This is a genomic window from Microcoleus vaginatus HSN003 (assembly GCF_022701255.1).
Classification (GTDB): Bacteria; Cyanobacteriota; Cyanobacteriia; order Cyanobacteriales; family Microcoleaceae; genus Microcoleus; species Microcoleus vaginatus_B.
Genome location: NZ_CP031705.1, coordinates 5,493,287 through 5,506,276, shown reverse-complemented (window position 1 = coordinate 5,506,276; position 12,990 = coordinate 5,493,287). Strand labels below are relative to the sequence as shown.

12 protein-coding genes are annotated in these 12,990 nt (G+C 48.8%); 6 read left to right on the top strand and 6 right to left on the bottom strand.

The genetic code is table 11. The annotated features are described in order from the left end of the window. Positions 1-69 precede the first annotated feature (69 nt). Entirely contained in the window at positions 70-1,170 is a 1,101-nt protein-coding gene (locus D0A37_RS23825; protein ID WP_242718142.1) for a septal ring lytic transglycosylase RlpA family protein, read from the top strand. A 194-nt stretch (positions 1,171-1,364) separates the two neighbouring features. Then, entirely contained in the window at positions 1,365-2,954 is a 1,590-nt protein-coding gene (locus D0A37_RS23820; RefSeq protein ID WP_242718140.1) for a bifunctional pantoate--beta-alanine ligase/(d)CMP kinase, read from the top strand. Between the two features lie 104 nt (positions 2,955-3,058). Here the strand turns inward: D0A37_RS23820 and D0A37_RS23815 are convergent, their stop codons facing one another. Then, entirely contained in the window at positions 3,059-3,214 is a 156-nt protein-coding gene (locus tag D0A37_RS23815) for a hypothetical protein (protein ID WP_242718138.1), read from the bottom strand. A gap of 496 nt (positions 3,215-3,710) precedes the next feature. Here D0A37_RS23815 and D0A37_RS23810 point away from each other — a divergent pair, with 496 nt between their 5' ends. Beyond that, positions 3,711-4,649, top strand: a complete 939-nt coding sequence (locus tag D0A37_RS23810) for a polysaccharide deacetylase family protein (protein WP_242718136.1) — start codon at positions 3,711-3,713, stop codon at positions 4,647-4,649. A gap of 148 nt (positions 4,650-4,797) precedes the next feature. Here D0A37_RS23810 and D0A37_RS23805 read toward each other — a convergent pair whose 3' ends face one another. After that, positions 4,798-4,980 (bottom strand): hypothetical protein, encoded by a 183-nt coding sequence (locus D0A37_RS23805; RefSeq protein WP_242718134.1) that lies wholly within the window; start codon positions 4,978-4,980, stop codon positions 4,798-4,800. A gap of 74 nt (positions 4,981-5,054) precedes the next feature. Between D0A37_RS23805 and D0A37_RS23800 the strand changes: the two genes are divergently transcribed. Next, a complete protein-coding gene (locus D0A37_RS23800; protein WP_242718133.1) occupies positions 5,055-5,960 on the top strand; it encodes a Uma2 family endonuclease in 906 nt (301 codons plus the stop codon). 58 nt (positions 5,961-6,018) lie between these two features. On the opposite strand, the gene D0A37_RS23795 is transcribed toward D0A37_RS23800, so the two are convergent. Both D0A37_RS23795 and D0A37_RS23790 read right to left on the bottom strand, forming a co-directional pair. After that, positions 6,019-6,585, bottom strand: coding sequence for a Uma2 family endonuclease (locus D0A37_RS23795; protein WP_242718132.1), 567 nt, complete (start codon positions 6,583-6,585; stop codon positions 6,019-6,021). Between the two features lie 39 nt (positions 6,586-6,624). Further along, a complete protein-coding gene (locus tag D0A37_RS23790; protein ID WP_242718131.1) occupies positions 6,625-7,692 on the bottom strand; it encodes an NAD(P)/FAD-dependent oxidoreductase in 1,068 nt (355 codons plus the stop codon). Between the two features lie 272 nt (positions 7,693-7,964). Here D0A37_RS23790 and D0A37_RS23785 point away from each other — a divergent pair, with 272 nt between their 5' ends. Further along, positions 7,965-8,810, top strand: a complete 846-nt coding sequence (locus tag D0A37_RS23785) for a YaaW family protein (RefSeq protein WP_242718130.1) — start codon at positions 7,965-7,967, stop codon at positions 8,808-8,810. Positions 8,811-8,853: 43 nt separating this feature from the next. Continuing rightward, positions 8,854-10,413: an O-antigen ligase family protein gene (locus tag D0A37_RS23780; protein WP_242718129.1), complete on the top strand. Its 1,560-nt coding sequence runs from the start codon at positions 8,854-8,856 to the stop codon at positions 10,411-10,413. Positions 10,414-10,559: 146 nt separating this feature from the next. On the opposite strand, the gene glmS is transcribed toward D0A37_RS23780, so the two are convergent. Beyond that, complete coding sequence (gene glmS, locus D0A37_RS23775; RefSeq protein ID WP_242718128.1) at positions 10,560-12,482, bottom strand: glutamine--fructose-6-phosphate transaminase (isomerizing); 1,923 nt, start codon at positions 12,480-12,482, stop codon at positions 10,560-10,562. A 161-nt stretch (positions 12,483-12,643) separates the two neighbouring features. Next, on the bottom strand, positions 12,644-12,889 hold the full coding sequence (psaC, locus tag D0A37_RS23770; protein ID WP_015175986.1) for a photosystem I iron-sulfur center protein PsaC: 246 nt from the start codon (positions 12,887-12,889) through the stop codon (positions 12,644-12,646). Positions 12,890-12,990: the final 101 nt, after the last annotated feature.

Genomic DNA, 12,990 nt, shown 5'->3' with positions numbered 1-12,990 from the left:
TGGCGAAGGGCAAGAGAGAAATCCTTGAGGCCCGCCGCCAAATGGCCAATCCTCCAATCTCGGTTGGCAATGGCTATTCACAAAAATGGACGTATGAAGGAAAAATTTGTTGGTGGTCTACTCGCTGTCCTGTTAGTTCCTGTGGTAGGAACGGCATCCTCTTGTCACGCACAAGCAACAGATGCCGACAACCAAAACTCTCCGGTTTCCGAGCAAGTAATTGCCACCCAACCGTCCCGGCAGTTAAACGCAAGTCGGGTCGAAGCGCAAAAAGTCGGACAGTATCAGTATCAAGCAAGAGCTGACATTGCCCGAGACTCGATCGCCAAAATCCAGCCCCACGAGTTAGACGGGCGACAAGCAGCGACAGTCTACGTGCGAAACATTCCAGTCATCACCTTTCTGAACGCCAATCCGGAAACAAACACGAAAATGGGAGAAACTGGCAACAGCCAAGCCGGTGCTAGCAGTCCGTCGAAAGTAACGGGCGCGAAAGAAAATCCCAAAGTCGGAAACATTGCCAGCAACTCTAGCAACCAAGAACCCGATTCAGTTTGGCGGGCCTCAACCTTAGCAGCAAGACTCAACCAGCTAGCCCGCAACAACATCGATCCCAACAGCATTACCGTTAAGTGGGAAAAAGGCGATCGCTACATTATCCAGGCAAACGGCGAGGACTTGGTAAACATCAACGCCGAAACAATCCTCCCCGACACCACCAGCAACTTTAGCCGAGATGCCCTGCAAGCAACCAATCGCCTCCGCCGGCTTCTGGGCAACGCCCCACCCCTGGAAGAAGTCGCAGGCAAACCCCAACCAGAACCCGCCGTCCTCTCTATGGGCCCAGTTCAAGTGCGCCTCAGCGGCTGGGCTTCCTGGTACGGCCCGGGATTTGACGGCAACCTCAGCGCCAGCGGCGAGCGTTTCAACCAAAATGATTTGACCGCAGCCCACCGCCACTTGCCTTTTGGAACTAGAGTCATGGTGAGAAATCTCGACAACGGCCGCACCGTAGTCGTCCGCATTAACGACCGCGGCCCCTATGTGGGCGATCGGGTCATTGACTTGTCCGCCGGCGCCGCCAGCGTGCTGGGAATGATGAGTAGCGGCGTTGCGAGAGTGGAAATCGAAGTGATCGAACCGCCGCAGCCAACAAAAGTTGAACGCTGAACGGTAGTCTAAGGCAGAATACAAAAGTTATCCGAAGTGTAGAAGGCAGAAAGTAGAATAAAACTGACATCTTGCACCATTGTTTTTAGAAGAGGCATCTTACCTGTTCTGGAGGATGATGCAAGATGTCAAGTCGAACAAATTCTGACAAATAAACTCTGCATTCTGCCGAATGCCTTCAGGAGATTCTACCGGTGCGCCTGTTTACTACCATTGCAGCACTTCGCTGCTACTTAAATTTACAAAAGTCTGCTGCACCTCATTTGACAGTCGGTTTGGTGCCGACGATGGGAGCTTTGCACGCAGGGCATCTGAGCTTGATCCAGCGCGCAAGGCAAGAAAATGCGATCGCCCTGGTCACCATTTTTGTCAACCCGCTGCAATTTGGACCAACAGAAGATTTTCAAGATTATCCTCGGAATTTCGAGCAAGACCGGCTGTTGTGCGAACAAGCTGGGGTTGATGCCATATTTGCTCCCTCAGCAACGGAAATGTTTGGCCATCAAGCAGTCGGCACAGAAACAGAGCAAACCGCCCAAAAACAGATAGAGATTCACCTTTCATCCTTAACTCAAGTAGTCCCGCCACCGGCGATGACATCGGTTTTGTGCGGCAAAGCAAGGCCCGGTCATTTTCAGGGCGTCGCGGCAATTGTTACTAAACTTTTGAGTTTGGTGCAGCCGACAAAAGCTTATTTCGGTCAAAAAGACGCCCAGCAGCTAGCAATTATTCGGAAGCTGGTCTTTGATTTTAATTTGCCTGTAGAGATTGTCGCTTGTCCGATCGTCCGCGAAGAGTCGGGACTGGCAATGAGTTCTCGCAATCTGTATTTAACTGTAGAGCAAAAACAGCAAGCCTCCGTACTCTACCGCGCGCTGCAACAAGCCTCGGAAACTTTTGCTTCAGGGGATCGCACCGCAGCGGGCGCACTCGCTGCCGCTCACGCAGCAGTCGCCGGAGAGCCCGCAGTTGCTCTCGAATACGCCGAACTCGTCGATCCCGACACTTTGACGCCGTTGCAGGTTGTGGAAACAGCGGGACTTTTAGCCGTGGCCGCCAGAGTTGGCTCTACTCGTTTGATTGACAATATAATTCTCAGGAATCGCCGGCCCATTGTGGCGATCGACGGCCCGGCAGGAGCAGGCAAATCTACCGTCACTCGCCTTGCAGCAACTGCTTTGAATTTGTTTTATCTGGATACCGGCGCGATGTATCGGGCGCTGACTTGGCTGGCATTGAAAACAGACACGCCGATTTCCGACGAATGCGCGATCGCCGAATTAATCAGTTCCAGTTATTTGGAATACAACCTCGATCCCGCATCAAAGATGTTGAAGATTAACGGCGAAGACGTAACCGAGGCAATTCGCAGTTTGGAAGTGACATCCCGCGTCTCGGAAATGGCGGCGATTCCCGCCGTGCGGCAGTTTCTGATGGAGGAACAGCGGCGCTGCGGCACAAAAGGCGGAATTATAGCAGAAGGCCGCGATATCGGCACTAACGTGTTTCCCGATGCGGAACTAAAGATTTTTTTGACGGCTTCGGTACAAGAGCGATCGCGCAGGCGGCTGTTAGAACTTAAAGATACCGATCGGGCTAATATTAGCTTGGCCCAATTGGAACAAGACATCGCCCTGCGGGACGAAAAGGACAGCACCCGCGAGGTTGCACCTTTGCGTAAAGCGGCCGATGCTGTGGAAATTCAAACAGACAATCTGACTGTGGTCGAAGTTATCGATCGGATTGTCGGCTTGTACAAAGAGAGAATCGGCCCTAAAAGTTAATTTTACGACGCTGGGGGCGGGCGATCGCCCTCCTATCAAATCCGGTTAAACTCACCTCTTGCACCATTCTCGCTGAATAGGCTTTCGGGCCTGTTCCACAAATACTAAATTTTCTTGTGGCACGGGCCCCAGAACCCGTTCATAAAAGGCTTATTGACAATGGTGCCACATCTCAGGTTAAACTCACATCTTGCACTATTCTCGCTTAACAGGCAAGATGCCTGTTCCACAAAGAGTGAATTTTCTTGTGGAACAGGCATCTTGCCTGTTCATAAAAAGCTTATTGAGAATGGGGCAACATCTCAGGTTAAACTCACATCTTGCACTCTTCTCGCTTAACAGGCAAGATGCCTGTTCCCCAAAGAGTGAATTTTCTTGTGGAACAGGCATCTTGCCTGTTCATAAAAAGCTTATTGAGAATGGTGCAACATCTCAGGTTAAACTCACATCTTGCAGTGTCAGGTAGGGACGCGGGCAGATGCGGGCTGAGTCCCTAAGAATATCGTGCCATGAATCCGACTTGATCGCCGTCCCCTGGGTGGGGAAAAAGTTCACCCATCCCACGTTTTTATAGGTTAGGGGATTCGTGGCACACAAATCTTAAATTTTTTTATCCGGACGGACTTCCCCGCGATCGGTTATTTCCAGTAGCATTTTTAGGAACAGTCCAATTTAAGATTATCCTCTTAAGTGGATTAACTTGATATCAACATAAAATCTCAAATTAACTGTGCAAGGTGTGAAGGAGAGAATGACGTGACAAAATTGAAACTACTGTGGAGGCGGCGAAAAAATTTCATCGTTGCTTTTATGGCAGCCACAGGAAGTTTTTTGCTGGGTGTGACATGGCCGATTAACTTCTTGCGGGCAAATCAGCCCTTGCAACCGATTCAGGCCCAAGTCTTGGCGGTATCCCAGCCCCAAGAACAACAGCCCATGTCCACTATTAATAAGTTCTCCAAGGCGATCGCCAATCGAGTAGAATTTTCCCAACAGTCTCTAGCCCAATTGCAGGCAATCCGATTTCAATCAGCCGTACCGGGTCAGTTTCAAGGTACAACCATTCGTCATGGGAAACTCAATTCCCAGCGCAAGGCGATCGCCCTGACATTTGACGACGGCCCCTGGCCGAAAACAACTACACAAATCCTCGATATTCTCAAGGAAAATAATATTAAGGCTACATTCTTCTGGGTAGGAAAATACCTGAAAAATTCTCCCGAAATTGGCCAACAGGTCGTAGCAGCCGGTCACGCGATCGGCAATCACACTTGGAACCATGAATACCTTCAGTATAACGAATACGGTGCTGCTCGCGAGATCGATGGCACTTCATCCTTAATTGAGGAGTTGACCGGCGTCCAAACATCCATGTTCCGCCCGCCGGGAGGCATTTTAAACAATGGATTGGCCACTTATGCTCAAAAGAAAAATTATGCAGTTGTGATGTGGTCTGCTGATTCTTTTGATTGGCGAACTCTTACGGAATCTTTGATAGACAACGTGATGAGGCAGGCAAATTCCGGCGGCATTGTGCTGATGCACGACGGCGGCGGCAATCGAGCAAGAACTGTAAAAGCTTTACCTGATATTATTGCTCGATTGAGAAATGAAGGGTACATTTTCGTAACAGTTCCCGAGTTATTGCACATGCAAGAACAAGACTTACAACAGCAGGAAACAGCACAACAATAAAAATTTGGAAAAGTGGGAGTTTTCACCATTTTTCCATTTTTTTGTATGTGGTTCGATTAATTTTTCATAACTCTAGCTGAACGAAGAAGGAAGAAGTAGTAACCGCGCCCGAATCCCGGCGACGTTCTTGACTGGTGAAACCATTGCTTTAATTGCATTTCCCTTCTTCCTTCTTCCTTCTTCCTTCTTCCTTCTTCCTTCTTCCGACTTCCATCGGACTGACATCCGTTACATCCGTTACATTCGTTGCCGAACTTCCGACTTCCATCGGACTGACATCCGTTACATCCGTTACAGAATCCGTTGCCGAACTTCCTTCTTCCTTCTTCAACTACACAAATCAATCGACAATCGCTAGGCTATAACAGAGCATCAGTTCGATCGCGAGTCGATCGCGTACCAGCCATGACCGAAAGTCTCAGGGCGACAGGGTTGCCCCCCGCCTTCCCGGATCACACCCAACTCCCCGAAGCAGACGGCACGTTCGTGAAGAACTTTCTAGAACATCCCCAGAGTATTCTGCTCACCGACTCCCTAGAAAGCACACTGCAAACGCTTCACCCCGACGGACAATACGCGATCGGACAAGATAGCGGGATATACTGGCGCGAAACCGACCCACCCGAACGCGGAGCCGAAGCCCCTGACTGGTTCTACGTCCCCAACGTTCCGCCCCTATTAGACGGAGAAATTCGCCGCTCTTACGTGTTGTGGCGCGAGTATATGGTGCCGATAATTGCGATCGAATTAGCCAGTGGGGATGGTTCCGAAGAACGCGACAACACCCCCTTATCTCGTTTGCCAGAAGGTATTACTCAGAAACCAGGGAAGTTTTGGGTATACGAACAGATTATCCGCATTCCCTACTACGCCATCTATACAATTAAAACCAGCCAACTCGAAGTCTACAACTGGGTGAACGCCCGCTATCGCCTGTTGGAACCGAACGATCGCGGACATTACCCGATCGAGCGCATGGGAGTAGAGTTAGGCGTATGGGAAGGCAGCTATCAAAATCAGACACAGCGTTGGTTGCGCTGGTGGGATAACCAGGGGAATTTGTTGCTGACGGGGAGCGAGCAAGCTCGACTCGAACGCCTCCACACCGAACAGGAACGCCAGCGCGCTGAAGCTGAGCGTCAACGGGCTGAAGCTGAGCGTCAGCGCGCTGAAGCGGAAAGTCAACGGGCCGATCGCGTGGAGCAAACACAACGAGATGCCATCCCCCAACTACTGGCAATGGGTTTAACCGTCGAACAAGTTGCCCAGGCGCTTTCTCTGTCGGTGGAAGAGGTGCAGCGATTGGGATAAAGGGTGACTACTCCAAAGGAAACCGTTAGTGCAATTCAATCGATCGAATCTCAGGAGTTCAGAGTATGCTCACACCCCGATATAACTCCTCGATCGGCATCTCCAGCCCAATACTCGGCAGCATCACCGGATCGCCTGCTTCATAAACCACCGTTTCCCACCGCACGGAACTCGCATCCTGCACCCGACGACGACACTCCACCCGCATCTGGTTCTGGGCGATTAAAACATACTCTTCCAACGATTCAAGCTGTTGATAATCCTCAAACTTCTCACCGCGATCGAAGTTTTCAGTCGAAGAGGATAGAACCTCAGCAATCAACTTGGGATAACGCTTCACATAACGATCTTCGCGATCGCGCGGATCGCAGGTGACAAACGCATCTGGATAGTAGAAGAACGCATCCGCATAATTCACCTTGACATCAGCCGAAAAAAACTGACAGTCACCATCGCGTAGGTGAAGGTTAATCGCAGTTATAAAATTAATACAGAGACGGCTGTGGTCATCGCTACCTCCCGCCATCGCGTACACCAAGCCGCGCCGATATTCATGCCGGACGGTATTATCACGTTCGAGGGCAAGGTAATCTTCGGGACTAAACCCAGACGGGATAGCAATCATAGCGTTAGAGGCAAAATCGATACATTAATTTTAGCCATATTACCAATTTAGGTTTGAATCTAACGGCAAATTTTGCAACTGAGAATTCACCCAATTAGCCGCCGCCAAACCCGATCGCAAAGCACCTTCTATTTGACCTTCCCCGCACAAATCCCCGGCACAAACCAGCGGCAAAGTTCCCCCAGCCGCCAAACAAGAAACAGGCAAAGGATTTCGACACAAGGCATAGCGCCAGCGGTGAACCTGCAACCATTCCGGCTCTTTGAGCCAAGGGATTAAATATTCAGAAGTGCGATCGAGCAATTCTTGACCGACAGTTTCCAAATCAACAGCTTCTAAATAGCGTTCTGCAAAAATTGCGCTGCTGTGAACCACAAACACCGGCTGCTGCGGATCGAGCCGTTTGCTGCTGTCCCAACCAACCCAAGCTAAATCAGAATTATCGGGAAAAGAAACAGATTTCCACTGCGGATTTAGATTGCTCAAATCTTGCTGTTTTGCCGCAGAATAGCCAGCCATAACAGTAATGCAAGGGTCGTACTCCACAGAACGCAATTGGTCAAGAAAATCAGGTTTAAAACCAATTTCCGAATTCAAAAACATTAAAGCTTGAGGAGCCGGAATTGCTACTACAACAGCCTTAGCAATCAATTCTTGAGGCGTCTGTAAATTGTCATCAGTGACTTCTAGGGAAAGATGCCACATTTGGTTATCTGTAGTAGAAATAGCGTGTAAGCGACGACCAAACCAAATCTCTAAATCCTCAGCCAGATACTTACCGACAGCATTCATGCCAGCAGGTGCCACATAACAAGAACTAGGAATAGCAGAAAGTTTTCCCTCTCTGAATTCCCAGACAGTATCAGTCCAGAGTTTGAGGATGTGTCGATCGACCAAAGCCTCAATTAACCTCTGCACTGCATCCCCCTGCGGTTCCAGATACCGCGTCCCGTGATCGGCCCTAGTACCCTGTACGCGGCGGGTAGCAACACGCCCCCCCGCGCCACGAGATTTCTCAACAACCGCCACAGAATAACCAGCTTGACGCAACCGTTGAGCGCAACTGAGCCCCGCCATCCCCGCACCAATCACCGCAACATCGAACATAATCAATCAGTCAGCCTTATGAATCTACACATCAGCTTAAAGGCTGCGAGCTGAATTTGTACCTTACCGATGACTCAAAAGAGCTGTAGCTTGCGGGGCGGGACGCCATCGCCCTACACCAAGTAGTAGAATAAAGGACAGCACGAATCCATGATTAAGACCAGATCAAAAAATGCGACTGTAGGTAAATCCTAAATCCTAATGGTTGTCAATCCGCAGCAATCTAAAATCTAAAATCTAAAATCTAAAATCGAATAGGGGAGGGCAAAATTTTGGACGAACTCAGAGCAGCACTCGAATTGACAACAGAAGAAGAATTGCAGCAACTAACAGAACTTCTGTTCAGCCGCAAGTTTAACCCTTTAGATTACGTGCAAACCCCCGCACCGATAGATGTACAAAGTCGCGATCGCCAAGCATGGCTCGACGCCGTAGAACAGCGGTTTCGTTATCTTGCAGCCGACGGGTTGACGGTACTCAGAGGGCGAACCGAACAAGTAACTTACAGACAAGCACTAATTCAAGTTTGTCGCTATCTCAAAATCCCTTATCCCAAACAGTTGTCAACCACCGACTTAGAGGCAGAAGTATTTCTGCACTTAATGGGGCGGGCGTGGAAGCGTTTGCCGGCAGAGGAACAGCAAGCACTGACACTGCGCGTACAGCGAGCGATCGTTGATTCTAAACTCTCAGAGCCCCTGCCAATTTCTGCTGAAAAAGACCCGTTGGGTTTACTGTTCAAAGGTGGCAGCGCTTTAGCTGTTAGTTCCATCTTAAAACCAATGCTGCTCAAACTAATGGCTAATCAATTTGCGCTGCATTTTGCCACCTATCAAATGGCAAAACAAGGAGTGCTTGCAGGTACTGCAACCGCAGCAACCCAGTTTCAAAATTATGTCGCAATTCAGACGGCGCGGCGCGGTATGGCGGTGAGTGCAGCTCGTTACGGTGCGACGCGGAGCGTATTTTCGTTGATCGGCCCGGTGATGTGGACTTGGTTTTTCGCGGATTTGGGTTGGCGATCGATTTCCACTAACTATGGGCGCATTATCCCGACCATTTTTGCCTTAGCTCAAATTCGCCTGACGCGATCGGAATGCGTTTGGGAACTAGCTTAACGATAGTAGATTGTAGATTTTAGATTTGAGATTGGGAGTGTGGGTGAATATCAAAAATCGGTTGAAATTAGCTGCCAAACTGACAGCCGAAAATCTCAAGTCTCGCCTCCAAAAACATCCAGATCCCCGCCTGCAAATCCCTTGGAATTTCGCCCAAGTGGGGATGCTGATTTTTCCCTTAATTCCGATTTTGGGAGCTTTAGGTTTATTCCTGGGATTGGCCGGCACTTGCAAGCAAAAGTTCCGTCAAATTAGTCGCCGGCCGTTGAATCGAGGATTCGCAATTCTGAGCGCGCTGCTAGTCATCACAGCGGTTTTTGCCCACAACCGCATTGAGGCTTTTGTAGGGTTGTACAATTTCTTGCCGTTCTTTATATTGTTTGCGGCTTTGAGCAGTTTAATTCAAACTGCTGCTCAATTGCGACAATTATCTTGGATTATTGTAATTAGTTCAATTCCGGTAATAATTTTAGGTCTGGGACAGCAATTTTTAGGTTGGAGCGGCATCGCTCAATTGCAGCCTGTTGTTGGCTGGGTACTCGAACCCCAAGGCAATCCCCCTGGTCGCATGGCTTCTGTATTTATGTATGCTAATATTTTAGCTTGCTATCTGACAATTGTTTTTATTTTAGGGCTAGGGCTTTGGATAGGAGAAATCCGAAATCAGGAAGGCACGACACGGATTTGGACAGGGATACACGGATTAATTATTGAGCAAAACTCGGGAGTCAAGAGTCAGAAGTCAGAAAGAAGAGATTCGAGGGAAGAAGGAATATTAATGCCAGATTCCCAATTTCCAATTCTCAATTACCGCTGCCTATTTTTAAGTTTGGCTGTGCTCGGAAATGCTGTTGCTTTGATTTTTACTAATTCTCGCAATGCTTGGGGACTGGCAGTTATGGCAGTTTTGGCTTTTGCATTTTATGCGGGTTATAAAAAACTATTAGCTGTGGTTTTTAGTGTGGCTAGCACAGTTTTTTTGTCTGCCTTTGGCCCGGAACCACTGCGACAATCTTTACGAAGAATTGTTCCGGCTTTCTTTTGGGCTAGACTCACCGACGAGATGTTTCCAAATCGGCCAACTGCTACTTTGAGAACTACTCAGTGGGAATTTGCTTGGTCGATGACTCAGCAGCGTCCTTGGACTGGTTGGGGATTGCGAAATTTTACGCCTCTCTATCAAGCTCAGATGCAAGAATGGCTCGGTCATCCTCACAGTTTGATGCTAATGTTGACTGCAGAAACGGGAATACCAGCAACGCTTTTGTTGTTTGGTTTAGTTGGTTGGGTTTTGGCTAGGGGTGTTTGGCTGCTGGCGAATTGGCCGCTTTTTCCTGGGGAAATTAAACACGAGAAAATAGCAACACAGGAAGTAGCGGAAAATTCTTTAGAACTCAATCAAAAATCTATAAGGGGTAGCAAAAATTGGGTAGCTTGTCAAGATGTAAGAGCGACCGATCGCCTAATTTTTTTCAGTTATTTATTAGCCTTCGCCGCCTGTACGCTTTTTAACACTGTAGATGTGACGCTGTTTGATTTCCGACTCAATACTACAAGCTGGTTGCTATTAGCCGCAATTTGCGGAGTCAGCCAGAGGGAATAGACGATAGCGCATTGGAGGCAGATCGTGGAAGGTTATTGATAACAAATAACAAATAACCAATAACAACTGCTAACAGTCAACAGTCAACAGTCAACAGTCAACAGTCAACAGTCAACTGCCAACTGCCAACTGCCAACTGAATTCTTTTATTCCACTGTCACCGACTTCGCCAAATTGCGTGGCTGATCCACATCCAAACCGCGACGCGCGGCAATGTGATAAGCCAACAATTGCAGCGGAATCACTGTCACAATCGGCGACAACAATTCATCCACCAAAGGCACCGGCAAAACGTGGTCAAAAATCTCGGCTTCCGCCACACCTTGCTTGGGCGTGACGCCAATTAAACGGGCGTCGCGGGCCTTCGCTTCCTGAGCGTTGGAAAGCACTTTTTCGTAGACGCTTCCGGGCATGGCGATCGCCACTACAGGAACTTTCGCGTCCAAAAGGGCGATCGGGCCATGTTTCATCTCTCCCGCCGGATATCCTTCGGCGTGAATGTAGCTGATTTCCTTCAGTTTCAGCGCCCCTTCCAAAGCAATCGGAAAGTTTATGCCCCGCCCCAAAAAAATAAAATCTTGGGTGTCTGTAAACTGGTGGGACAATTCCTCCACATACTGTTCTTGAATCTCCAAAAACTTCTCAATTTCTGCGGGCAACTGGCGCAAACCAGTAATAATTTCTGCCAATCTCTCAGTGCTGATTGTTTGCCGCTGGTGCGCCAAATCCAAAGCTAAGAAATAGAATGCCATTAACTGAGTAACAAAAGTTTTAGTCGCAGCAACGCCGATTTCTATACCGGCGTGGGTATTGATCACGTGCGGCATCATGTGGGCGATCGAACTTTCAGTCCTGTTAGTAATGCCTAACATTCTCGCCCGGAATTTATCAGTAAAACCCGCGCGGCGCTGCTGTTCCATCCCCAAAGCAGCCAGCGTGTCCGCCGTTTCTCCCGACTGTGTTACCCCAATAGTTAAATTATTTGCCGTCAGCGGTGCCGGTGCGTAGCGGTACTCAGAAGCGTACTGCACCGCAGTGGGAATATTAGCTAATTGTTCCAACAAATATTTGCCAATTAGTGAGGCGTGCCAGCTCGTTCCGCAGGCAAGAATTGAAATTTGTTCGACATCGGCGCAAAGTTCCTTAGGCAAGTTGAGATTGATGGGAGAGTGCGGATTTCCCGGCTGCCACTCGCTGTCTAAATAAGCCTCCAAACAAGCTCTGACTACGGCTGGCTGTTCGTAAATCTCCTTGTGCATGAAGTGTTTGAAGCCTTGTTTTTCGACTAAAACCGGACTCCAACCAAGGATGCGCGGGCTTTTTTTCAGCCTTTCTCCTGTAAAGCTGTAAACTTCGACTCCCATCGGAGTTAGCCTTGCCAATTCGCCATTTTCCAACGACAAAACAGTGCGGGTGTGAGATACTAACGCCGGCGTGTCGGAAGCGCAGAAAAATTCGCCTGCACCAAAGCCAATCACCAAAGGAGCTTGCTGTCTGGCGACAATTATTTCGTCTGGAAAATCGGCGCAAATAACGGCGATCGCAAAGGCTCCTTCTAACCTATTTACCACCTGTGAAACGACTTCCAAAAATGACAAATCAGCAATTTTTTCGGCTTTTTTTTCTTTTTCTTCTTCCTTCTCCTTTTTTACTTCGGCAAAAAACTCCGCTATTAAATGAGGAATAACTTCTGTATCGGTATCCGAGACAAATTTATGTCCCTTTGCTTTCAATTCTTTCCGCAAATCGCGATAATTTTCGACAATTCCATTTTGAACTACCGCAATTCGCCCGCTATTATCCAGGTGAGGGTGAGCGTTATATTCCTCTGGTTTGCCGTGAGTTGCCCAGCGGGTGTGTCCGATGCCAATGGGAGCCGGAGAGTCTATCTCTGCTAGCTTTTCCCGGAGATTGTGCAATTTGCCCTTGGCTCGGACGCAGGTAATTTGTCCTTCCGAGATGGTAGCGAGGCCCGCTGAATCGTAGCCCCGGTATTCTAGTTTCTCCAATCCTGCTAGCAAAATCTCGCTTGCTGCTTGCGTGCCGATATAGCCAACGATTCCGCACATTTAACGTACTACTCCTGCTTAGCGATCGCAATAAAACTCACGTTTTATCATTTTTACCTTCTTCCGGCCCCAGAATGCCGATTCCGCGACAAAAAAAAGAAGGGGCAATGTAATCGCCCCCTCTCTTGTGCCCGTAATTCGATCGGTGTGTCGATCGATATTTAGTAGGCTAGACCCATACTGCGAGTGGTTTCGGCTCCCAGGTAAACCCGGATGCTCAGAAAATCGGTGGGGCAAGCAGTTTCGCAACGCTTGCAGCCTACACAGTCTTCGGTGCGGGGAGATGAGGCAATCTGAGCTGCTTTGCAGCCATCCCAGGGCACCATCTCCAAAACGTCAGTCGGACAAGCGCGGACGCATTGAGTGCAACCGATGCAAGTATCGTAAATTTTGACTGAATGAGACATTGAATAAAGGCTCCCAACGAGTCACTAAAAATTTCCTTGCTCTGCGAATTAACAGATTTGACGGCGAGGTGACACCGCTATAGCCTGCACAGAGAATTAAA

Excerpts from the sequence above, each read along its gene's own strand:
- D0A37_RS23790 (WP_242718131.1), bottom strand. The coding sequence starts at position 7,692 with ATGTTCGATGTTGCGGTGATTGGTGCGGGGATGGCGGGGCTCAGTTGC.
- D0A37_RS23800 (WP_242718133.1), top strand. The coding sequence starts at position 5,055 with ATGACCGAAAGTCTCAGGGCGACAGGGTTGCCCCCCGCCTTCCCGGAT.
- D0A37_RS23825 (WP_242718142.1), top strand. The coding sequence starts at position 70 with ATGGCTATTCACAAAAATGGACGTATGAAGGAAAAATTTGTTGGTGGT.
- D0A37_RS23795 (WP_242718132.1), bottom strand. The coding sequence starts at position 6,585 with ATGATTGCTATCCCGTCTGGGTTTAGTCCCGAAGATTACCTTGCCCTC.
- D0A37_RS23815 (WP_242718138.1), bottom strand. The coding sequence starts at position 3,214 with ATGCCTGTTCCACAAGAAAATTCACTCTTTGTGGAACAGGCATCTTGC.
- glmS (WP_242718128.1), bottom strand. The coding sequence starts at position 12,482 with ATGTGCGGAATCGTTGGCTATATCGGCACGCAAGCAGCAAGCGAGATT.
- psaC (WP_015175986.1), bottom strand. The coding sequence starts at position 12,889 with ATGTCTCATTCAGTCAAAATTTACGATACTTGCATCGGTTGCACTCAA.